The 21,344-nt window shown below is 64.5% G+C and carries 20 protein-coding genes and 1 riboswitch; of the genes, 10 read left to right on the forward strand and 10 right to left on the reverse strand.

Annotation, left to right across the window (positions count from 1 at the left end; translation table 11 throughout):
- Window positions 1–293: 293 nt before the first annotated feature.
- Together JJT62_RS00005 and JJT62_RS00010 are read left to right on the forward strand one after the other, a co-directional pair.
- The gene (locus tag JJT62_RS00005; RefSeq protein ID WP_202070651.1) at window positions 294–2,270 is read left to right on the forward strand and encodes a beta-galactosidase; all 1,977 of its coding nucleotides are present in this window, start codon (window positions 294–296) and stop codon (window positions 2,268–2,270) included.
- Between the two features lie 192 nt (window positions 2,271–2,462).
- Window positions 2,463–2,867, forward strand: coding sequence for a surface-adhesin E family protein (locus JJT62_RS00010; RefSeq protein WP_202070652.1), 405 nt, complete (start codon window positions 2,463–2,465; stop codon window positions 2,865–2,867).
- A gap of 15 nt (window positions 2,868–2,882) precedes the next feature.
- Here the strand turns inward: JJT62_RS00010 and JJT62_RS00015 are convergent, their stop codons facing one another.
- Together JJT62_RS00015 and JJT62_RS00020 are read right to left on the reverse strand one after the other, a co-directional pair.
- Window positions 2,883–6,752, reverse strand: a complete 3,870-nt coding sequence (locus tag JJT62_RS00015; RefSeq protein ID WP_202070653.1) for a translocation/assembly module TamB domain-containing protein — start codon at window positions 6,750–6,752, stop codon at window positions 2,883–2,885.
- Window position 6,753: 1 nt separating this feature from the next.
- Window positions 6,754–8,649 carry an autotransporter assembly complex family protein gene (locus JJT62_RS00020; RefSeq protein WP_202070654.1) on the reverse strand — a complete coding sequence of 632 codons (1,896 nt, stop codon included), beginning with the start codon at window positions 8,647–8,649 and terminating at the stop codon, window positions 6,754–6,756.
- Between the two features lie 437 nt (window positions 8,650–9,086).
- Between JJT62_RS00020 and JJT62_RS00025 the strand changes: the two genes are divergently transcribed.
- Window positions 9,087–9,689: a PilZ domain-containing protein gene (locus JJT62_RS00025; protein WP_202070655.1), complete on the forward strand. Its 603-nt coding sequence runs from the start codon at window positions 9,087–9,089 to the stop codon at window positions 9,687–9,689.
- Between the two features lie 16 nt (window positions 9,690–9,705).
- Here JJT62_RS00025 and JJT62_RS00030 read toward each other — a convergent pair whose 3' ends face one another.
- The 6 genes from JJT62_RS00030 to JJT62_RS00055 all read right to left on the reverse strand — a co-directional run bounded on the left by JJT62_RS00030 (window position 9,706) and on the right by JJT62_RS00055 (window position 14,458).
- Window positions 9,706–10,095: a VOC family protein gene (locus tag JJT62_RS00030; RefSeq protein ID WP_202070656.1), complete on the reverse strand. Its 390-nt coding sequence runs from the start codon at window positions 10,093–10,095 to the stop codon at window positions 9,706–9,708.
- Window positions 10,085–10,990, reverse strand: a complete 906-nt coding sequence (locus JJT62_RS00035; protein WP_370568456.1) for an SDR family NAD(P)-dependent oxidoreductase — start codon at window positions 10,988–10,990, stop codon at window positions 10,085–10,087. The genes JJT62_RS00030 and JJT62_RS00035 overlap by 11 nt, the downstream gene beginning before the upstream one ends.
- Window positions 10,991–11,001: 11 nt before the next feature.
- Window positions 11,002–12,363, reverse strand: a complete 1,362-nt coding sequence (locus JJT62_RS19440) for a thiamine phosphate synthase (protein ID WP_202070657.1) — start codon at window positions 12,361–12,363, stop codon at window positions 11,002–11,004.
- 111 nt (window positions 12,364–12,474) lie between these two features.
- On the reverse strand, window positions 12,475–13,281 hold the full coding sequence (locus tag JJT62_RS00045; protein ID WP_246744621.1) for a thiazole synthase: 807 nt from the start codon (window positions 13,279–13,281) through the stop codon (window positions 12,475–12,477).
- Window positions 13,282–13,479, reverse strand: coding sequence for a sulfur carrier protein ThiS (thiS, locus tag JJT62_RS00050; RefSeq protein ID WP_202070658.1), 198 nt, complete (start codon window positions 13,477–13,479; stop codon window positions 13,282–13,284).
- Window positions 13,448–14,458, reverse strand: a complete 1,011-nt coding sequence (locus tag JJT62_RS00055; protein WP_202070659.1) for an FAD-dependent oxidoreductase — start codon at window positions 14,456–14,458, stop codon at window positions 13,448–13,450. Before JJT62_RS00055 ends, thiS begins: the two co-directional genes overlap by 32 nt.
- Before the next feature lie 16 nt (window positions 14,459–14,474).
- Window positions 14,475–14,632, reverse strand: a riboswitch (TPP riboswitch).
- Window positions 14,633–14,795: 163 nt separating this feature from the next.
- Here JJT62_RS00055 and JJT62_RS00060 point away from each other — a divergent pair.
- Window positions 14,796–15,377, forward strand: a complete 582-nt coding sequence (locus tag JJT62_RS00060; protein ID WP_202070660.1) for a hypothetical protein — start codon at window positions 14,796–14,798, stop codon at window positions 15,375–15,377.
- A 170-nt stretch (window positions 15,378–15,547) separates the two neighbouring features.
- Here the strand turns inward: JJT62_RS00060 and JJT62_RS00065 are convergent, their stop codons facing one another.
- Window positions 15,548–15,931 carry a cell division protein ZapA gene (locus tag JJT62_RS00065; protein WP_202070661.1) on the reverse strand — a complete coding sequence of 128 codons (384 nt, stop codon included), beginning with the start codon at window positions 15,929–15,931 and terminating at the stop codon, window positions 15,548–15,550.
- Window positions 15,932–15,935: 4 nt separating this feature from the next.
- Entirely contained in the window at window positions 15,936–16,256 is a 321-nt protein-coding gene (locus JJT62_RS00070; protein WP_202070662.1) for a DUF4164 family protein, read from the reverse strand.
- A 263-nt stretch (window positions 16,257–16,519) separates the two neighbouring features.
- Between JJT62_RS00070 and gap the strand changes: the two genes are divergently transcribed.
- From gap to JJT62_RS00100, 6 genes are all read left to right on the forward strand, one after another.
- Complete coding sequence (gap, locus tag JJT62_RS00075; RefSeq protein ID WP_202070663.1) at window positions 16,520–17,527, forward strand: type I glyceraldehyde-3-phosphate dehydrogenase; 1,008 nt, start codon at window positions 16,520–16,522, stop codon at window positions 17,525–17,527.
- A 25-nt stretch (window positions 17,528–17,552) separates the two neighbouring features.
- Window positions 17,553–17,906 (forward strand): hypothetical protein, encoded by a 354-nt coding sequence (locus JJT62_RS00080; protein ID WP_202070664.1) that lies wholly within the window; start codon window positions 17,553–17,555, stop codon window positions 17,904–17,906.
- 55 nt (window positions 17,907–17,961) lie between these two features.
- Window positions 17,962–18,306, forward strand: coding sequence for a hypothetical protein (locus JJT62_RS00085; RefSeq protein ID WP_246744622.1), 345 nt, complete (start codon window positions 17,962–17,964; stop codon window positions 18,304–18,306).
- Between the two features lie 4 nt (window positions 18,307–18,310).
- Window positions 18,311–19,501 (forward strand): phosphoglycerate kinase, encoded by a 1,191-nt coding sequence (gene pgk / locus JJT62_RS00090; RefSeq protein ID WP_202070665.1) that lies wholly within the window; start codon window positions 18,311–18,313, stop codon window positions 19,499–19,501.
- A gap of 102 nt (window positions 19,502–19,603) precedes the next feature.
- Window positions 19,604–19,936: a heat shock protein HspQ gene (gene hspQ, locus JJT62_RS00095; RefSeq protein WP_202070666.1), complete on the forward strand. Its 333-nt coding sequence runs from the start codon at window positions 19,604–19,606 to the stop codon at window positions 19,934–19,936.
- Between the two features lie 649 nt (window positions 19,937–20,585).
- Complete coding sequence (locus tag JJT62_RS00100) at window positions 20,586–21,305, forward strand: VIT1/CCC1 transporter family protein (protein WP_283484214.1); 720 nt, start codon at window positions 20,586–20,588, stop codon at window positions 21,303–21,305.
- Window positions 21,306–21,344: the final 39 nt, after the last annotated feature.

The raw sequence follows: 21,344 nt of genomic DNA on the forward strand, positions 1-21,344 counted from the left end.
ACCGCATCCGCTGCAACCGTTGGCAGCGCCGCCGTCGATGAATGCGTTATACGGACCGGCGCTCTGGGTGTCAACACCTGTTTTTAACCGCGCTCATTGGCCATAAACACGTATGAATATCAGTGTGTTGTCGGCCTATGCCTGCCTCCGAGGAAAAAGGGGCTGTCAAAAAATTTTCACGGAAAATGACGGGCCACAGGAGCCTCGTCATTCCTTATGCGACGGCCGGCCGCCGTCATGCTCCTGCAACGGCGCGCGGGCACATCTGCGGGTGACAATCTAGGCGCCTTCACATGACCGAACAGAAACTTGGGGTCTGCTACTATCCCGAACATTGGCCTGTCGCGCGCTGGGCCGAGGACGCCCGGCGCATGCGGGAAATCGGGCTGAGCGTCGTTCGTGTGGGCGAATTCGCCTGGTCGCGGCTGGAGCCGAGCCTTGGGACCTATGATTTCGTCTGGCTCCGGCGGGCGATCGACACGCTGCATGAAGCCGGGCTCGAGGTCGTTCTCGGCACGCCGACCGCGACGCCGCCGAAGTGGCTCGTCGACAGCATGCCGGGCATGCTGGCGCTCGATACGCAGGGTCGCCCGAGGAAATTCGGCTCGCGCCGGCATTATTGCTTCAGCCACGCGGGCTATGCGCGCGAATGCGAGCGCATCGTGACGCGCCTTGCGCAAGAATTCGGCGCCCATCCCGCCGTCGCGGCCTGGCAGACCGATAATGAATTCGGCTGCCACGATACAGTCGAAAGCTATTCAGAAGCAGCGCTCGCGGGCTTCCGCGACTGGTGCCGGGGAAAATATGAGGCGATCGAGACGCTCAACGAGGCCTGGGGCAATGTCTTCTGGTCGATGGAGCTCGCCTCCTTCGAGGAGATCGAGCTCCCCAATCTCACGGTGACGGAAGCCAATCCTTCTCATCTCCTCGACTTCCAGCGGTTCTCGTCCGATCAGGTTGTCGCCTTCAACAAAAGGCAAGCGGATATCGTCCGCAGATATTCGCCGGGGCGGCCGATCCTTCATAACTTCATGGGCGCCTTCACCGCCTTCGATCATTTCGCGCTGTCGCGGGACCTCGACGCCGCCGCCTGGGACAGCTACCCGCTCGGCTTTCTGGAACGCAGCCCCAATAGCGAGGCTTTCAAGTCGCGCTACATGCGCGTCGGCGACCCTGATTTCCAGGCCTTCCACCACGACCTCTATCGGGGTTGCGGGCGCGGACGCTGGTGGGTCATGGAGCAACAGCCGGGGCCCGTGAATTGGGCGCCGTGGAATCCGGCCCCCGCGAAAGGGGCGGTGCGGCTCTGGGCGCATGAGGCCTTTGCCGCGGGGGCGGAAACAGTTTGCTACTTCCGCTGGCGGCAGGCGCCTTTCGCGCAGGAGCAGATGCATGAGGCGCTGCTATTGCCAAATTCCGAACCGAACGAAGCCTTTCACGAGGCGCAGGATGTGGCGAGAGAGCTTGCCGCGCTCTCCGCACATGTCGGGAGGCGGCGCGCGGAGGTCGTCGTCGTTTTCGACTACGAGAGCGACTGGGCCTGGAAGATCCAACCGCAGGGTCAGGATTTCTCTTATAGCGAACTTGTCATGCGCTTCTATCGCGCATTGCGGCGCGCGGGCGTTTCGATCGACATCGGCCCGCCAACAGCCGATACCGTCGCTGATCGCAAGCTCATTCTGCTGCCGGGGTTATTTACGGCCGGCGAGTCCCTAGTTGAAGGGCTGTCCAACAGCGCGGCCGTGATCCTCGCCGGGCCGCGCGCCGGCTCCAAAACGGAGCATTTCAACATCCCGGCCGCCCTGCCGCCCGGCGCCCTTCAGAGCCTGATCGACCTGCGCGTTCGACGCGTCGAAAGCTTGCGGCCGGGCGCGATCATTCCGATGAGCGACGGACATCCGGGGCATTTCGAACGGTGGCGGGAGTTTCTGGTTCTGGGCGACGAGGCGGCGATCGCCATGGCGTCGCGCGACGGGGAATGCGCCCTCGCGCAATGCGGCCACCGCTATTATCTCGGCGGTTGGCCGGATGAAACGCTTGCTGACGCCGTCGTCTCCCGCCTCCTGGCGGAAGCGGGCGTCGAGACGTTGAGATTGCCGCAGGACATCCGGGTTCGGGACAATGGCGGCTTGCGTTATGTTTTCAACTATGGTCCCGAGACGGCGGATATATCTTCACTCGTTGGCGACGCGTGGCTGCTGCTTGGCGAAACGAAGCTGCCACCCTGCGGCGTTGCCGCTTTTCGTAAGGACTCGTTGACGGAAAAGTAGGCGTGACCCTTTTTAGGCATCATACGCGATCCGCTTGGTTGGTTCGCTATCAATCCCGACGCTCGCGCAGCGAGTGATCGGGAATCCAGAGCAACCACTGCTATTTTGGCTCTGGATTCCCGGTCGGGCTTTCAGCCCGCCGGGAATGACCGGACCCCAATGCGAGCTATTTAAACTGAAATCTTAGCCGTCATGAAAAAGAACGCCTTTTGCATCCTTCTCGCCGCCCTGCTGCACGCATCGGCCGCTTCAGCGGAGTGGCGGCTTATATCGCAGGACGGCTTGTCCAAGATCTATCTCGACCCCGCGTCTCGCCAGAAAACGCCAGAGGGCGCCGTTTTCGCGCGCGCCCTCACCGATTACGATGCGCAATCTCCCGAGGCGGCGGCTTTCAAGCTTTCACAAAAGGGATTGTCCGAGATCGAGCGCGTGACGATCGACTGCGCGAAACACGCCTACCGCTCGGAAGGCGGAAGCTGGTTCGACGGGCATATGGCGACAGGCGCCCGCCGCGGCGATTATCCGGCGCAATCGACCTGGTCCAAAGTCCCGGCTTACTACCTCGGCCTCTCCAAAAAACTTTGCGAGACGGAGTGAGGCCCGCGCGTCATCTCAATACTCGTGCTCTATGCCAATGCCGAGCGAGGTCGCGCCGCTCATGCTGGTCTCGCTTTGCAGGCGCACGCCGCGCGTCACGTCGACGCCCACATTGACCGAGCTTTGCTGCGGGTTGGCGCCCGTCTTTACGCCGACGTTCACGCCATTGGCGATATAGCGCGACGCGCCCACCGTCGGCCCATTGCCGCCGCCGGCGTCGAGGTCGAGCGAATCGACGCCGAGCGCCTTGCGCATTTTCTCGAAAGCGTCGACTCCCGCGCCTGCGCCGGAGAGCTGCGCGAGCGCCGCCGCGAGCTGCACGGCCTGAAAGGGCGTGAGCGCGCCTGATGCCTTGGCGAAAAGCAGGCGCGAGAGCACTTCGTCCTGCGGCATCTCCGGCGTCGACGAGAAAGCGAAGGAGGGCGACGCCGCCGGCCCGGTGATGTCGATCTTCGCCGTGATGTCGGAGGCCGTGGTCTCCGCCTCGAAATCGAGCGCCGGCGTCAGCCCGCCGGCGAAAGTGAGCTTGCCGCGCGTAAGATCGATGCGCTGCGTGAGGAGCTGCATCTTGCCGCGCCGCAGCTCGAAGCCGCCCTGCACATTGGGCTTCTGGATCGTGCCCGAGATTTTCAGACCGCCGCCGAACTCGGCGTCGATGCCGCGTCCGCGCACGAAAATCTTATTGGGAGCCGAAAGCGCGAGATCGAGCGCCGCGTCGAACCCGGATTTGTGCGCAGCCTTTTCCCGCTGCTTCTTTTCGAGCGCCAGCATTTGCGCAGCGAAACCCTTGGCGTCGATGTGCGTCGAGCCCGGCAGCGGCTTCAGATTGGCCGGCAGACGATCAGGGACGTTGACGTCCATCGAGTCGAGATTGACCTTGCCGGAGATTTTGGGATTGCGGGCGAGCGCGCCGCTGATCGTGAGATCGAGATCGCCGGTCGAGGAGACGATGTCCGTCGACGCGAGCTGCGCGTTGTTGGCGCCGATGCGGATGGAGCCGGGCATGCCGGCGTCGGGCGCGACCGTCACTTTGCCTGCAACGGCGATCCGCCCGCCGTTCTTCGTCTGCGCGGTGAGGCCGTCGATTGTGAGCTCCCGGCCGCGGCCTTCGATCTTTCCACTGATCTTCGTGAGGCTCACGCCGTTGAGCGGATCGTTGAAGGCTGCGTCGGCGATCGTGACCGCGCCGCCGATGATCGGGCTCGCCGCCGGGCCAGTGAGGCGCAGATCGACATTGGCCTTGCCGGTCGCCGTCTGTCCGTTCGCCGCGAGCATCGTATTGGCGAGCGCGGCGTCGAGCGCGCCTTTGACGGCAAGATCGAGCGCGCCCTCGCCGAGCGGCGCCGAGCCCGTGATCTTCAGCTTGCTCGACGCGCCGAGCCCGACGTCGGCGTCGAGGGTCGTGCGCTTATTGGCGAGGCGGCCATTGGCGGCGACATCGACGCTGGGCAAGCCGTTGGAACGGAGGTGCGGCGCGCTGACCTTGGCCAGTTTCACGCGCCAGTCGCCCTCCGGCGCGGCTTTCGTTCCGGTGACGCGCGCCTCGGCGTCGAGCACGCCGTCGAGGCCAAGAGACGGATCGACGATCGAGGCGATCGAGAGCGGCACGGCGCGCGCCTTGGCGGCGATGTCGAGACGCTCCCCGGCGACGCCGTCTATGTCGAGGCGGCCGGAGCCGAGCGCGAGGGCAAGGCCTTTGAGCGCCACCGCGCCATGCTGCAGGGTGACGACGGCCGGCTGCGCCAGCGCGATTTTCTTGCCGGCGCGTTGCGCGGAGAATTGCGCAATGTCGAGCCGGGTGGTTTCGCCCGGCGTGAGCGTCGCCCGGCTGGCGATATTGAAGCCGCGGGCGTCCAAGGTGAGATCGAGCGCCGCCGCGCCATCCGCCGCGGGCCGCGCGAGCAGACGCGCCTTGCCGATCGTCTCCTTGCCAAAACGCGCGTTATCGATCGAGACATCCCCATCGAGCGCCGGCCGGCGCAGGACGTCACGCGCCGAAAATTTTGCCGCGAGCCTGCCGACCCCGGCGCCTGCCGCCTCTATGCCCGCGCCCTCAGCATCAATCGACGCGTTCTGCCCGCCGTTGGAAGCCTCCAACGAAATATCGGCGTCGAGGCGTCCACCGAGCTTTCGCAACGCGAGCGCCGAGAGATCGTCGAGGCTCGGCGCCGCGATGCGCAGGCGCCCGTTCGCGAGCCCGGCGCCGTCTATCGCGAGCGCGCCCTTCGCCGTCGCGCCGCCAATGGCGAAATCGACATCGTCGAGCGTCCAGCCCGCGTCCGTCCGGGCGAGAGAAAGTCGGCCGCGCGCGGGCTTGCGATCGACGACGCCGTCGAGCGTCGCGAGCGCCGTGAGACGGCCGAGCACATCATGCGCCTCGCCTTGCAGCGCGAGCCTGGGGATCGGACGGCCGTTGGCGCTGGCGTCTTCGAGCGTCGCAAGAAGCGTCGCGTCGGGCTTTTCGAGACTTCCCGTCACCGACGCCGCGACATTGGCGCGGCCGGTGAGCGGCAGGCCGGCGTAGCGCAATTCCGGCAAGTCGATCTTCGCGTCGATCGCCGCTTTTTCTTTCGTCGCCTTGCCATCAATGAGGGCGGAGAGATGCTCGCCCGTGAGGGCAAGCTTGTCGAAAGCCAATCCGCCGCCGGGAAGCGTCGCGACCTTGCCCGTCAGACGCAGACGCTCCCCCGCAAGCCCGTCCACGGCCGAAACGCCGGAGGCCAGCGACGTCACAGCGCCGTCGAGCGCCGCCTCCATCGCGCCGTCGAGCGGCGCCCCGGCAATATCGGCGGAAAGATCGAGGGCGCCGCGCAATTGGCGGCCGGCGAGGCGTGAGAAAGGAGCGAGATCGGCCGCCGCGAGATTGACCTTGCCAACCGCTTTGCCGTCGACGTCCATCCGGCCGGCGCCGTCGAGCTTGAAAGCCGAAGCCGCGAGCGCGAGGCGGTCGAGCGTCTTAGCGCCGTCGTCGGAGATATGCGCCGTTGTTTCGAGCTTCGTGGCGTCGGCGAAAAGCGATGCGAGGTCTTGCGGCAGGAGATCGGCGAGCCGCGCCGCGAGATCGAGGTCGAAACGGCGCGCAGCGCCCTCGCGCGTGATGCGGGCCGAGCCCTCGGCGCCCGCCTCGCCCGCCTTGGCGGCGATCTTCGCCACGAAAGCGTCGAGCGGGCCTTCGCCATCTATGGAGGCTTCCACCGGCGGCAGGCCAGGAATTTTGGCGACGCGCGCGATCAGGCCGTCGCCGGGCTCGGAGGCCGCGAATTTGAGGCGCAGCCTGTCGCCTTGCGCCGCATAAGCCGCGTCGACGCCAATCGACCCCGGCGCATCGAGCCGTTGCGCCTCCAGCCGCACGCTCGCTGCGGACCCGGTGAGCTCGGCGCCCGCGTGAATTGAGAGCGCGGCGGCGGCGTTCAACACCGGCTCGGCGAGAACGAGCTTGGCCAGCGCTAGCTCGCCCAGCCGAACGCCGATGGGCAGCTTCGGAGGGAAGGTTCCGCCGTCGCTGTTTTGTTCGGGCTTCTTTTCCGCAGCCGCAACCGGCGCGCGCAGCACGTCTGCTTCGCCGATGTCGATTTGGTCGACATCGAGCTTCATGCCAAGCAACGCGAGACGCGACCATTTGGCGGCGACGCGGTCGATCTTCAGCCAGGGACCGTCGCGGTCGGAGATGACGATGTCGCGCACGGACGGCGTGGCGGACAGAACGCCGTCGATTGCGCCAATCTCGATCTTCACGTCAGGCGTAGACGCCGCCTCTGAAATCATGCGGGCGAGAGAGCGCCCGCCCGCGGCGCTATTGATCGAATAGACGCCGGCGCCTGCGCCGAGAATCACAAAAGCCGCGAGGCCGCCGGCGATCACAAGGCCGCGAGAAGGCTTGCGCATATCAGAAGCTTTCTCCGATGCCGAGGAAGATGGCGAGGCGACTGTCCTCCGGCCTCGGGTTGAGCGGCGTCGCGACATCGAAACGAATCGGACCAATGCCCGTATAGTATCGAAGGCCCACGCCAGCCGCGAAGCGCATCGTCGAACTGAAATTCGGCACAGAGGAGGAATAGGCGGCGCCGGCGTCGAGGAAGGGGACAATGCCGATTTCCTGCGTCACCTTCAGGCGCGCTTCGGCGGAGGCTTCGAAAAGGCTCAGGCCGCCGGTCGGAAAGCCGAAGCCATTGTCGGGGCTGATCGAGCGATAGCGATAGCCACGCACGGAGCCGCCGCCGCCGGCGAAGAAACGGCGATTGGCCGGGACGTTTGCAATCGACGGGCCGACGATGGAGCCGACGGCGACCCGGCCCGCGAGAATATACCAGGCGTCTTCGTCGAGCGCGTGATAGGCCGACAATTGCCCCTTCGATTCCAGCATGCCGACGCCGTTGGAAAAAGCCTTCACATAAGGCGCGACGCGGGCCGTGGCGCGTATGCCGCGCGTCGGCGCGAGCGCATTGTCGGTGCTGTCATAGGCGCCCGAAACGGGGAATCCGAGCAGCGCGTAATTGTGCAGGCCGAAGACGTCGTTGAACTGGCCGCCTTCGACTTCGATCCCGGCCTGGATCGACGCCGTGTCGCTGAAACGATGGCGGATCGCGCCGTTGAAATTGCCATAGGACGCCCAGTAGTAAACGGTGCGCTCGCGCACCGCCGCGGCGTCGAGGAGAAGGTCGTTGCGCGAGCCGAAGAGCGCGGGCTTCAAAAAGCTCGCGCGCGCCGAGCCGACGAGATTGCTCGCCTTCAACTCCGGAAAGGAGAGAAAGGCGGACGAATTATTATAATAGGCGAGGCCGCCGTCGAGATCGAAACGCAGACGCTCGCCGCCGCCGAAGAGATTGCGATCGACCCAATAGGTGCGCAACGTCGGGCCGTTTATGTTGGAGAACATCGCCGAAGCGCCGATCGCATGGCGCTTGCGCTCGGTCGTCTCGATGAAGAGCGGCAGATTGCCGTTCTTGTCGAGATGGGCGCCGTCTTCGATCTTCACGCCGCCGAGCGCCTCGATGCGGGCGATGGATTTGCGCGTGTCGGCGATTTTCCTGGGGCTATAGGGCTCGCCCTCCTCCAGATAGATGAAGGAGCGGATAACATCGGGATCGACGCCCGGCGCGCCGGAGAGATGCACCTCGCCGATTCCGGCCTTTGGCCCCAGATCGATCGTGACCGCCACGTCCATCACATGGAGATCATGCAGGATCACCGGACGCGCAGAGACGACCTTGGCGAGCGGATAGGATTTCTCGCGCAGCGCATCGATCCACTCGGCCTCGCGCGCCCGTAGCGCGGCGGCGCGGGCGGGATCGTCCGGGTCCTGATCGAAGGCCTTGCGCGGGAAAAGCGCCGGATCGATCGGCGCATTGACGCGCGCGTCATAGACGACGACATGGCGCAGCTTGAACAGCGGGCCGGGGTCGATCTCGAAGACGACCGGCGCGAGGGAAGCGCCGCGATGGCGCTCGGCGGCGGCCGCCGCCGCGTCGGCTCCATTGCCCTCCGGCGAGACGGTTACGCCGGCGACGCTCGCGCGCACGGTTGCGTTGAAATAGCCACTGGCCCAGAGCGCCTCGGTCAGGCGCGGATAATCCGCGATCACCCGACGCGCAAGGCCGACGCCCGCCGCGGGCGACTCCAGGCGCAGCCGCCAGCTATTCGACGCGTCCTTCAGAGTCTGCTCGAGCTTATCGTCGTCGATCCCCTTGAAGATCACCTCATAGGCGACCGCGCCGGGGGTCGGCTCGGCCTTTTCCGGCGCGCCGAACAGGCCAAAAAAGTCGAAGGCGCGCGCGGACGACATTTCGCCACACGCGATACTGCAACAGATAAGCGCACTTACGAAAAGCCGCATCGGCGTCACGATGAATCTCACGGATATCCTTGAACTAAACTATAAAATTAAACCGTAACGGCGTCCATTCCATTAAGCTTAGCGAACCCTTCTTGGTTAATAACGCGTTGAAATAAAAAGATCCGACCGGCCTTTACGCTGGCGTCGGCCGCCAAAAATCGAATAGCGACGCCGCGTTACTTGCGCGCCTCCTCCAGGAAGGACAAGGCCGAGCCCCGGAGCCGTTCAAATTGTTGACAATTCGGTAACTGTTTGCGCACAGCCGCTCGTCTATGCCGCCGACCAACGGTCCAGCTTAACTTTTATGGCACGAGCCGGCGCTAGGATGGCAGCCACTTGACGGCTGAAGCGCGCTTCCGCCCGACCATTAACTTTTCGAGGCAAATATGGGTATTCAGCATCAGCAATTTTCTTATTTCGAAGCGGAGACGCAGCAGCGGCTGCAAATCACTTTCGAAGGCCGCTACATGCTGCTCAAGTCCAACGAGGAGTATCCTTGTCGGACTATTGAAATCTCATCTCATTCCGCGCGGCTTTGGGCGCCGGTCGCGATTCTGCCCGGGGAGAAGGTCGCGCTTTGCCTCAATGAGCTGGGCCGTTTCGCGGGCGTTGTCCTGCAGCCGACGCCAAACGGCTTCGACATGCGTTTTCATCTCATGCCGAAAAAACGCGAGAGGCTCGCCCGCCAATTGGAGTGGTACGCCAACCGCTCCGCCGCCTATAGCGAGGGGCGTCACGATCGTGTCGTCATTCCTTTCATGGATCTCACGGTTCTACGGCTGACCTGCGGCGAAGAACAAATCGTGCGCATCAGGAGCCTGTCGAACTCGGCCGTCGTGCTGGAAGCCGATCGCGCGATCCCGATCGGCGCCGAGGTTGCGGTAGGGAATACGCCGGCGAAAGTCGTCGGAATTCTCGACGACGGCGTCGCCTGCGAATTTCTCAAGCCTTTCCGTCCAGGGGAGATCGACGAAACGACGCGCCTTTGAGGCGCGCCGACGGCGTCTATCGCTCGAGCCTTATCCAGGCGACGACCGCGCCTCCCGGCTCCGCCAGCACCGCCATGCGGCCGACGCCCGGAATGTCGAAGGGCTCCTTGCAAGTTTTTGCGCCGGCCTCGACCGCCTTCTTCAGACGCGCATCTATGTCATCGACGGCGATGTAGGTCAGCCAATGCTCCGGCACGCCGTCGAATTGCGCGCCTTTCATCTCGAACATGCCGCCGACCCGCGCCTCGCCGGAGAAGATGATCCAATAGGTCATGTCCGGCGCCGCCATGGCCTCGAAGCGCCAGCCGAGCGTCTCGGCGTAAAATTTTTGCGCGCGCGCAATATCGCGGACGGCAAGTTCGCTCCAGCAAACGACGCCATGCGGGGCGGTCATTTCATTCGCCATTGCCGTCTCCGTCAGAATAGTGGACGCGAAGCTTGTCGCGCGTCTCGTGGAAGCCCAAACGACGCGCCACGAGCCAATCTACAAATCGCGCCGGCAGCAGACTTGGCAAGGTCCGACCGATCCCATTGGCGACGGGGATGCGCGCGGGCGGGCGGCGCGCAGTAAGGGCGCGCAGCACGGCATTGGCCACCAGCTCCGGCCCCGGTGCGGCGCGTCCGCCGTCGACGGCCCATTTTTGCATGCGACGCGCGGCAGGTCCGTAGATGGTCATGTCGAAAGGACTGAAGTCGCGGCTGTCCGCCTTGTCCCAGATCGGCGTCGCAATCATGCCGGGCTGGATCACGATGAGATCGACGCCATAGACCATCAATTCCCGGCGCAGCGCGTCCGACATGCCCTCGAGCGCGAATTTCGATGCGTTGTAGGCGCCCAGAAACGGCGAGGCCACACGGCCGGCGACCGAGCTCATATTGACGATCCGCCCCGGCGCGCCCCCCTGCGGCGCGCGCGCGCCCAGCAGCGGCGCGAAGGCCTGCGTCACCTGCAGCTGGCCGATAAGATTTGTTTCAAGCTGGTGGCGCAGATCCGCAATGGAAAGATGCAGCAGCGGCCCGGGCACGGCGACGCCTGCATTATTGACGAGGCCCGCGAGCGTCGCGCCGCCGAGTCGGGCTTCAACATCTTGTGCGGCGCGCGCGACGGCGGCCGCATCCGTGACATCGAAGAGAAGCGGCGAGAAATCATCGCCGAATCGCGACTGCAAGCGCTCGGCGTCCGCGCTCTTGCGGACCGACCCGAAGACGAAGAAGCCGTGTTTCGTTAGAATTTCCACACAGGCGAGACCGATGCCCGTCGAAGCGCCGGTGACGACGACCGCGCGTTTTTCAATAGCCACGTAAAACTCCTTCAGGTCAAAAGGCGTGTCAGAACGTCTATGGTCGAGGCGTCGGCGCGCCCATCGACCCGCGCTGGCCGCCAATGCCGTTGAAAGGCAGCGACGGCCGACGCCGTATCTTCATCATAGACGCCAGTCTCGTTGATTTTATAGCCGAAGGCCGCGAGCTGCCGTTGCAGCCGCGCGACCGCTTCGCCAGCGGAGTCGCCTTCAAGCGCCGGACCATCGTCGGGCGGCAAAGGTTCGACATAACGGCCGACGCCGGCGGCGGCGAGACGCGCCCAGGGAAAGAACTCGCCGGGGTCCATCTTGCGGCGCGGCGCGATGTCGGAATGGGCGAGCACGCGCTCGGGCGCGATCTTGTGACGCGCGCAAATGTCGCGCGACAGAGCAATTACGGCCTCGATCTGCGCTGGCGGAAAATCATGCGGATCGATATGGCCCGGATGGACGATCTCGACGCCGATGGAAGCCGAATTCATGTCGGTTTCGCCCGCCCAATAGCTGGCGCCCGCATGCCAGGCGCGGCGCGACTCGGGCACGAGCTGCAGGATGCGGCCGTCTTCCTCGACGAAATAATGCGCCGAGACTTCCGCGATCGGCGAGCATAAAAGCTCGAGCGCGCCCTCCGCCGTCGGGATGCCGGTATAATGCAACACCAGCGCCGAGACCGCGCGCGCGCGGGGGCCGTGGTTGGGCGAGGGGAAGACTTTCGCGCCCGCGAACTCCGGGGAAAAGGCGCGCGTCAGCTCCGGCGAATCGCGCCAGGGCGCTGTCGTCGCCACCCATTCGACCGCCCGCGATTCCGGATCGCGGGCGCGCAGTACGTCTGTGACGACGCAGGCGCTGTCGGCGCCCGCCGCCAGCGCGAGGCAGGCGCGGGCCGGCGTGAGGCCGCCGATGGCGACGAGCGGGATGTCGCCGATGCGCTCCTTCCAGGCGCCGAGCTTTTCGAGGCCCTGCGGCGCGAATTTCATTTCTTTCAGCAGCGTCGGCCAAACGGGCCCGAGCGCCACATAATCGGGCGAGATCGACAATGCGCGGTCGAGCTCGGCCTCGTCATGGGTGGAAACGCCGATTCGCACCTCGTGGCGGCGCAGGGCGTCGAGATCGGCGCCGTCGAGATCTTCCTGCCCGAGATGCACGAAATCGCAGCCGGCGTCGATCGCAAGCTTCCAATAGTCATTGACGATGAGCTGCGCGCCCGCGGTGCGGCAGAGATCGCGCGCACGGAGGATCTCCTCACGCACTTCGGACTCAGGGCTATCCTTCACGCGCAATTGCACGAGGCGGACGCCGAGCGGCAGCAGCCGCGCCAGCCAGTCGGCGTTATCGACGATGAGGTAGAAGGGGTCGAGATTGAAGGTCGGCATAGGCGGCGGTCTACCGCTTTTCGAAGCTGTTTGCGACGTTGTTGCGCGCCTGAAGGCGCGCGGTCCGATGCTCGCTAATGGACCGCGCGCTTTCAGGCGCGCAACAGTTTCTCAGAGCATATCCTCGAACGGCCGCCCGATCACCGGCGTCGAGGGCTCCGCCATGTCGCGGGGCGTCATCGGCTTGGCGCGGAACGCGAGCCGCCCAGCCTCGGCTGCAAGCCCGAAAGCGCGCGCCATGGCGACAGGATCGCCCGCCCGCGAGACAGCCGTATTCAGCAACACGGCGTCATAGCCCATTTCCATCACCGTCACGGCATGAGACGGCGCGCCGAGCCCGGCGTCGACGACGAGCGGCGTCTCCGGAAAATGCGCCCGCAAGGCGCGCAGCGCAAAAGCGTTGTTGACGCCGCGCCCCGACCCGATCGGCGCCGCCCAGGGCATCAAGACCTTGCAGCCCGCATCGAGCAGCTTTTCGGCGACGACGAGATCATCGGTCGTATAGGGAAAAACCTCGAAGCCGTCGGCGACGAGCGCCTTGGCCGCTTCGACAAGCCCGAAGACATCGGGCTGCAACGTATCCTCCTCACCGATGACTTCGAGCTTGATCCAGTCGGTCTCGAAGACCTCCCGCGCCATTTGCGCCGTCGCAATCGCCTCCTTGGCCGTGCGGCAGCCCGCCGTATTGGGAAGCACGCGCGCCCCCAAGTCCCGAATGAGGCCCCAAAAACTCTCGCCCGCGCGTGAGCCGCCGGCCTCCCGCCGCAGCGACACCGTAACGATCTCGCAGCCCGAGGCGCGGATCGCGTCGGCAAGGATCGCCGGCGAGGGATAGCGCGCCGTCCCGAGCAGCAGCCGCGACCTTAGCGTCGCGCCATAGAAGGTGAGCGGATCAGCTTCGGTCATGAGCTCTTGCATTCATCCGCCCTGCCGCGGCGTGACGATCTCCACCGCATCGCCCTCCTGCAGCGTGGTCTTCTCGCGGTCCCTGTCGCGCACGAATTCCTGATTCAGCGCCGTGCCGACCTTCTGATGCTCATAGCCCAACTCGCGCAGCAGGGCCTCCAATGTGGTGGCGTCCACGTCACGCGGACGCCCGTTCACCCGAATCTGCATCCATCACCTCCGGAAAATAGGCGCCGCGAAGAACAACCTCTGCGGCGCGCCGCGCCAGCGCGGGGGCGAGCAGGAAACCATGCCTGTAGAGCCCGTTGATATAGATCGTCTTTCCACGCTGCGTCAGGCGGGGAAGATTATCCGGATAGGCAGGGCGCACATCCGAGCCCGTCTCGACGAGCTCCGCCTCGGCGAAGGCCGGGTGAATGGCGAAGGCGGAATTGACGAGTTCCACAACCGAGCGCGCCGTCACCCGCGCGCGCTCTTCATTCTCGATCATCGTCGCGCCGACCATGAACACGCCCTCCCCGCGCGGCACGACATAGACCGGCCGGCGCGGATGCAGCATGCGGATGGGGCGGGAGAGGGAAATCTCGTCGCTGCGCAGAATCAGCATCTCGCCCTTCACGCCGCGCAGCCGGGCAAGCGCATCGCGCGCGGCGAACCCACGGCAATCGACGGTCCAGTCGGGAGAGGTAGCAAGCGCCTGCGCCTCCGCGCCATAATGCCGCACGACATTCGGCATTTCGGCAAGCCTGTCGGCAAGCGCCTTCATCGCGGCGCGCGGATCGAGATGCGCCTCGCGCGCAAAATAAAGCGCGGCGTCGAAGCGCTCGGCGAGATCGGGCTCCAGCCCCGCGACGCCCGCGCCGTCGAGCCGCTCGAAGTGATCCGTCCGCCGGGCGAAATCGAAAAGCTCCGCGCCTTCGCGCGGCGCGGCGACGACAAGAGTCCCGGCGACAGTGGCGACAGGAACGTCGGCCGTCCAGAAGGCGAGCGCCTCCTGGCCAAGCTCGGCCACGAGCGGCTCGGCGCTCTCCAGCTCGCACCAGGGCGCGATCATGCCGCCCGCAAAACGCGAGCAGCCCCGGCCTGGCGTCGCCTGGCGCTCGACAAGCTCCACCTGCGCCTCGGCGCGCGCCAAGGCATAGGCGGCGCAAAGCCCGGCAACGCCGGCGCCGATGACGCGCGCTAGCATAGCGCGCCTGCAAAGTAACGAGAGTTGAACACCATCCCTCCGCCAGCATCTGAACTGGATCAGGTTCGAAGGGTCGCCGCGCCCCACGTTCGTTACGAACGCGCTTCCGCAGCCTCTCAGCCCCGTGGCGGCGCGATCCTTCCGCCGCCGGGCGGGGCTCCCCCGGCGTCCGAAGATTCGCGCAAAACAGCCGCCCGCGTCAAGCGCCGCGGCGGCGGCGCGTGACGTTTGTGTGGCAGGAAGCGGGCTTGCAAGACCGGCGCGGATCGCCCAAGCTCTGTTCATAAGAAATCGCGCCAGGGAACAAACCGGCGCGCCTGATCGGGAGTGAAATCATATGCGCCTCGTCTCTATGTCGGCTGGTCTTCGCGCGGCCGCCGCCGCCTTGTTCGTCGCCGGCGCCCTCGGCTTCGCCGCGCCCGCAGAAGCCGCCAAGCTCGGCCCCTATTTCCCGATTCCGAACGGCTTCAACCTCACAGGCGTCGCCAAAGACGCGCTGCTGAACATCCAGGCGAGCTGGCTGAAGAACGGCCTCGACAATCTCGAGAAGGCGAAGAAAGAGACGGAAGCCGCTCTGGAAAAGGCCAAGGACGGCGCGCAGGACCAGGTCGCGGCGCTCGAAGCAAAGGTCAAGGATCTCGACAAGCTGATCGACGACACCAAGGCCGAGATCGCCGTCGCAACCGACACGACTGCCTCCCAAGCGGTTCAGAAAGACCGCAAAAACAAGCTTCTTCTCAATCTCAATCAGTGGATCAACGAACTCAACCACATGGCGACCGAGCAGATGAAAATCGCCATCATGTCGGACGGCGCCGTGGCCATGACGGCGGAAAAGCTCAATCACCAATATTCGCAAAATGCCGACGATCTCGAACATGCAAAGCGCGACGCGAGCGTCGAAAACTGGGGCAAGTGATCGACCGCCGATAAGCGACTCCCTCTCATGATTGCGAGGAGCGGAGCGACGAAGCAATCCAGGGCAGCCACGGCGGCCCTGGATTGCTTCGCTTCGCTCGCAATGACGGGATGAATTGCCCGATACGCGAGCGTCGGAAATGCTTGCGAAGCCCTTCCCGCGCCCTTCCTTCAGAACGGAAAATCATCGCTGACGGCCGGCTTCCGCAAGTCGGCCTCGAGCCGCTCCAGCCGTTTCGCCGCGTCGTCCACCGCCGCCACCGCGCGTTCTTCCAGCGCCACAGAGGCTGTTTTCACAGCGTCGAGCTCGGCGCGCAAAGCGGCGAGCTCCGCCTCCAAAGCCTGCGCTTTGTTGCGCGCGTCGGCGGCCTCGTCGGCGATGCTCAACGCCGCCATCACCACGACGCGCTGCTCGCCGATCTCGCGGAAATTATCCTTCATCGAGAGGATCTTGCCCTCGACATAGCGCGCCAGCTCTTCGAGGCGCGGCTCTTCGCCGTCGTCGCAGGAGAGGCGGTAGGTGCGCCCGGCGATGCTGACGATGACGGCGGCCATGGCGCTATTCCCCGACCGGCGCGCCGCTCGCCTGCCCCAGCGCGGCGGCGACGTCGGCCCCTGCTTCATCCAGGCGGCGCAGCACTTCGTCGCGCGCTTTCTCCAGCGCGCTGACATGCGCGAGCGCGGCGTCGAGCTCCAGAGCGAGGCGACCGCGGTCGTCCTGCATGATGTCGAGCTCCTCCTCCAGCTCCGCAGCGGAAACATCGTCTTCCAGCTTCACAGCCATGCTTCGTTCCAGCCGGTCGAGAGCGGCGCCAAGGCGACCGAGCGCCTGATCGAGCCTTTCGGCGGATTTTCCAGCAGGCTTTTCGGAATGCGTCATCGCCGGGCTGCGCCCTATTTCTCGCGGGGAAAAGGTTGCGGCCGGCCTGCGCCGATTCGCCGTAACAGGTTGGTAGCATGAAACGGGCGAATCCCAATTAGACAGCACGATCCATGCCGCACGGCGGCGCGCCGCGTTGACAGGGGGGCGCGAGGTGCTATCACACCCTCGCCTCGCATCAGGCCCGGCGCGCGGCGCAAGAGACGCAGCCGGGTGAAAGCCGCTTTCCTCATGGAGCAAGCGGCGAGAAGGAGATTTTCCAAATGACCGTGAGAGTGGCCATCAACGGCTTCGGGCGCATCGGCCGCAACGTCCTTCGCTATATCGTCGAATCGGGCCGCACGGATATCGAGGTCGTGGCCATCAACGATCTGGGCCCGGTCGAAACCAACGCCCATCTCCTGCGCTACGACTCGGTGCATGGCCGCTTCCCGCATCAGGTGACGGTCGAGGGCGACACGATCGACGTCGGTCGCGGCCCGATCAAGGTCACCGCCATCAAGAACCCGGCGGAGCTCCCCTATAAGGAGCTGGGCATCGACGTGGCGATGGAGTGCACCGGCCTCTTCACCGCGCGCGACAAGGCGAAGATGCTGCTCGAAGCGGGCGCCAAACGCGTGCTTGTTTCCGCGCCTGGCGACGGCGCCGACCTCACGGTCGTTTATGGCGTCAACCATGACCGACTGACCAAGGAGCATCTGGTCGTCTCCAACGCCTCCTGCACGACCAACTGCCTCGCGCCGGTCGCCAAGGTCCTGAACGACGCCATCGGCATCGAGAAGGGGATCATGACGACGATCCACTCCTATACCGGCGACCAGCCGACGCTCGACACCTTCCACAAGGACCTCTATCGCGCCCGCGCCGCGGCTCTCTCGATGATCCCAACCTCGACGGGCGCCGCCAAGGCCGTGGGTCTCGTGCTGCCGGAGCTCAACGGCAAGCTCGACGGCTATGCGATCCGCGTGCCGACGCCGAATGTTTCCGCGGTGGATCTGAAATTCATCGCCAAGCGGCCGACGACCAAGGACGAAATCCACGCGGCCATCAAGGCGGCGGCCGACGGTCCGATGAAGGGCGTGCTTGCTTACACGTCGGAAAAGCTCGTCTCCTGCGATTTCAACCACTGCCCGGCCTCGTCGACCTTCCACCTCGATCAGACCAAGGTGATGGACGGAAACCTTGTCTCCATCCTGAGCTGGTACGACAATGAATGGGGCTTCTCGGGCCGCATGACCGATACGGCGGCGGCGATGGGGAAGCTGATTTAAGACGCAACCAATCGAGGAGCCTGGCATGACGACGAGTGAGACAGGCTCCTCGACCCCGTCGAATGAAGCGTCGGACATCGAGACGCCGACCGGGGAAAGCGCGCTTGCCGAGCTGGGCCTCGCGCTGGAGAAGGCTTTCGCGGACATCAAATGTCTGCGGTGTGGCAATGAGACTTTCTTCCTCGCCACCCCGGCCCAATATGTCTATGAAGGCGGAAACGCCTACGCCGCCGACGCTCGCCTCCATTGCTACGGAGGCCCGATGATCGAGACGGTCAATCTGATTTGTAAGCGGTGCGGCATGGTCGAGTCGCACGCGTTAAATATTCTCAGAGATTTTGCTACGAAAGCCCTGCCGGAAGGTGCAAATGGCGAGTAGGAAATTCGATGTTGTTCCCGGAGGCAAAAGCGACGGCGGCGGCCCGGAGGATCCCATGCTCGAAGCGCGTGTTGGAAAGCTCGAGGAGAAGGTCGATCGCATAGAGGCAATTCTCCTGCGCCTTGAGTCAAAGATAACGGAAACATTGCTGACGGGCGCCAAACAGGCGGATTTGACCAAACTCCAGCTTCAAGTTACCGAAATCGCGTTGACGGGCGCGAAGCAAACGGACTTGCATAAAGCTCAAACGGACCTCGCCGAGGTTAAGGGCAGAATTTCTGGCGTCGAAGCGCGTTTTTCTTCTCTCCCGACAACCTGGACAATGCTCGGCATCGTCTTCACGACCTGGGCGCTGGGCTCAGGCATCCTCATCTTCGCAATGAACTACCTCAAGAAGTGAGCAAATGACCTTCAAAACCCTCGACGACTTCGACGTCAAAGGCAAACGCGTTCTGCTGCGCGTCGATCTCAACGTGCCGATGGAGGAGGGACGCGTCACCGATGCGACCCGCATCGAGCGCATTCTGCCGACGATCAACGAGATCGCCAGCAAAGGCGGCAAGGTCATCCTGCTCTCGCATTTCGGACGCCCGAAGGGCCAGCGCGTCGACGAAGACTCGCTGCGCCAAGTGCTCCCGACCCTCGAACATTATCTCAAGCGCCAGATTCCCTTTGCCGACGATTGCATTGGCGCAGCGGCCGAGACGGTCGTTTCGGCGATGAAGGACGGGGACGTCGTCCTTCTCGAAAACACCCGCTTTCACAAAGGCGAGGAGAAGAACGATCCCGCTTTCGTCGCGGAAGTCGCAAAGCTCGGCGACCTATTCGTCAATGACGCCTTCTCCGCGGCGCATCGCGCCCACGCCACCACGGAAGGCCTCGCCCGTAAGCTCCCGGCCATCGCCGGCCGCACCATGCAGGCGGAACTCGAAGCGCTCGAATCCGCGCTTGCCAATCCGGCGCGGCCGGTGATGGCGATCGTCGGCGGCGCCAAGGTTTCCACCAAGCTCGAATTGCTCGGCAATCTCGTCGACAAGGTCGAGTACCTCGTCATCGGCGGCGGCATGGCGAACACCTTCCTCGCCGCGCAGGGCAAGGCGGTCGGCAAGTCTCTGTGCGAGCACGAACTCGCCGACACGGCGCGCGCAATTCTCGAAAAGGCGAAAGCCGCCAATTGCACGATCGTTCTGCCGGTCGACGCCACAGTGGCGCAGAAATTCGAGGCTCATGCGCCGTCGCATATCGTTTCCGTCGACCATGTCGGCGCGGATGACATGATCCTCGACGTCGGCCCGAAATCGGTCGCTCAGGTCGAATCCCTTCTCGCGCAATGCAAGACGCTCGTCTGGAACGGCCCCTTCGGCGCCTTCGAGCTGCCGCCCTTCGAGGAAGGCACCAACGCCGTCGCGCAAACGGCGGCGCGCCTGACGGTGGAAGGGAAGCTCCTGTCGGTCGCCGGCGGCGGCGACACGGTCGCGGCGCTCAATCAGGCGCACGCCGCCCAGGAGTTCTCTTATGTCTCGACGGCGGGCGGCGCCTTCCTCGAATGGCTCGAAGGCAAGACCCTCCCCGGCGTCGCCGCACTAAAGGCTTGATTTAACGACACTATGATTGCTCTCTCTCGGCGCCGTTGACGGCGCCGAGGGCGCTGCGCTACCAAATGCTGCAGTAAAATCTGCGTTAAAGGCGTCGTAAGAATGCCGCGAGAGAGCATTGCCAAATTTGCGATCGGCCAGGTCGTGAAGCACCGCCGCTATCCATTCCGCGGCGTCATCTATGATGTCGACCCGGTGTTCGCCAACACCGAGGAATGGTGGCTGTCGATCCCAGAGGATTTGCGTCCGAGCAAGGACCAGCCCTTCTACCATCTCTTCGCGGAAAACGCGGAAACCGAATATGTCGCCTATGTGTCGGAGCAGAATCTCATGCCCGACACTTCCGGCGAGCCCGTCCGCCATCCGCAGGTCGACGAGACGTTTGCGCGCGATGAAGACGGCGTCTATCGCATCCGCGAGGCCAAGCGGCACTAATTCCCGCTCCCGTCATTGCGAGCGTAGCGAAGCAATCCAGGGCCAACCGTAGCCGCTCTGGGTCGCTTCGTCGCTTTCGCTCCTCGCGATGACGGCTCCGATGGAGCCGGTTATGATGGGAGCCGCAAGCAGAGCGGCGCGCTCTCCTCGGGAGGCCAGGATGGAGCAGGAACGTCTGGCGCGGATCAAATCCGGCGTTGTGGAGGAGGGAAAGCAACTCCTCGCCATCTTTCTTTATCTCTGGGTGCTGCTGACCCTGTTCACTTTGCACAAGGCTTTCATTTTCAACGAGGATTTCCTGACCTATCAGCAGGGTCTGGCGCTCGTGAACGCGCTGGCGCTCGCCAAGATCATCCTCATCGGCCAAAAGCTGCATCTCGGCGAGGCGGGAAAAGACTCGCCCGTCGCCGCGCCCGCGCTCCTCAAATCCCTGCTCTTCGGCGTCCTGCTCGTCGCCTTCCACGTCGTCGAGGAAACGGCGATCGGCGTCTTCTTCCATGACAAAACGGTCGCCGATGCCGTTCCCAAGCTGGGCGACGGCTCGCTGCAGGCGATCCTGATGGCGGCGATCATTGCGAGCGTCGGGCTCATTCCCTTCTTCGCCTTCGTGGAGCTCGAACGCGTGCTGGGCACAGAGGAGCTGCGCACGATCCTCTTTGGGCGTCGCGCGAAAGCCGCGTCGGGCGAACATGTCGAGCGGCATTTTCTCAACTCCGAGACGGTGCGCGACGTGGTTATCGGCATGGCGGACGGCTTGACTGTCCCCTTTGCGCTCGCGGCGGGCATTACGGCGGCGATCGCCTCAACCCGCGTCGTGGTGACGGCGGGCCTCGCCGAGATTGTCGCAGGCGCGACCGCCATGGGACTGGGCGGCTATCTCGCGGCGCGCAGCGATCAGGAGCATTTCCACTCCGAAGAGAAGCGTGAATATGCCGAGGTCGAAAAGCTCCCCGAGCAGGAGAAAAAGGAGCTGCGCGAAATTTTCGGCGAATATGGGCTCGGCAAGCCCGAGGTCGACACTGTCGTGGCGGCGCTTTCGGCGGACAAGAAACGCTGGGTCGATTTCATGATGCGTTTCGAGCTCGGCCTCGAAAAGCCCGACCCCAAGCGCGCGCCGGTGAGCGCCGCAACCATCGCCACGGCCTATTTCGTGGGCGGGCTGATCCCGCTCGCGCCTTACATGATCGAGAGCGACATCAAAAAAGCGCTCATTTACTCGGCGGGGTTCACCGGCCTTGCTCTGCTCGTCTTCGGCGGAGTGAAGGGCAAGCTCACGGGCGTCGATCCGTTCAAATCGGGCTTTCAGACCTTCCTCGTGGGCGGGCTTGCGGCGGGCGCCGCTTATTATCTCGCCTCGTTTTTCGGCTGAGAGACGGGAGGCCGGTTGCATGGCGCTTGCATCGGCGAG

Source organism: Methylocystis sp. Sn-Cys, assembly GCF_016745395.1.
Lineage (GTDB): Bacteria > Pseudomonadota > Alphaproteobacteria > Rhizobiales > Beijerinckiaceae > Methylocystis > Methylocystis iwaonis.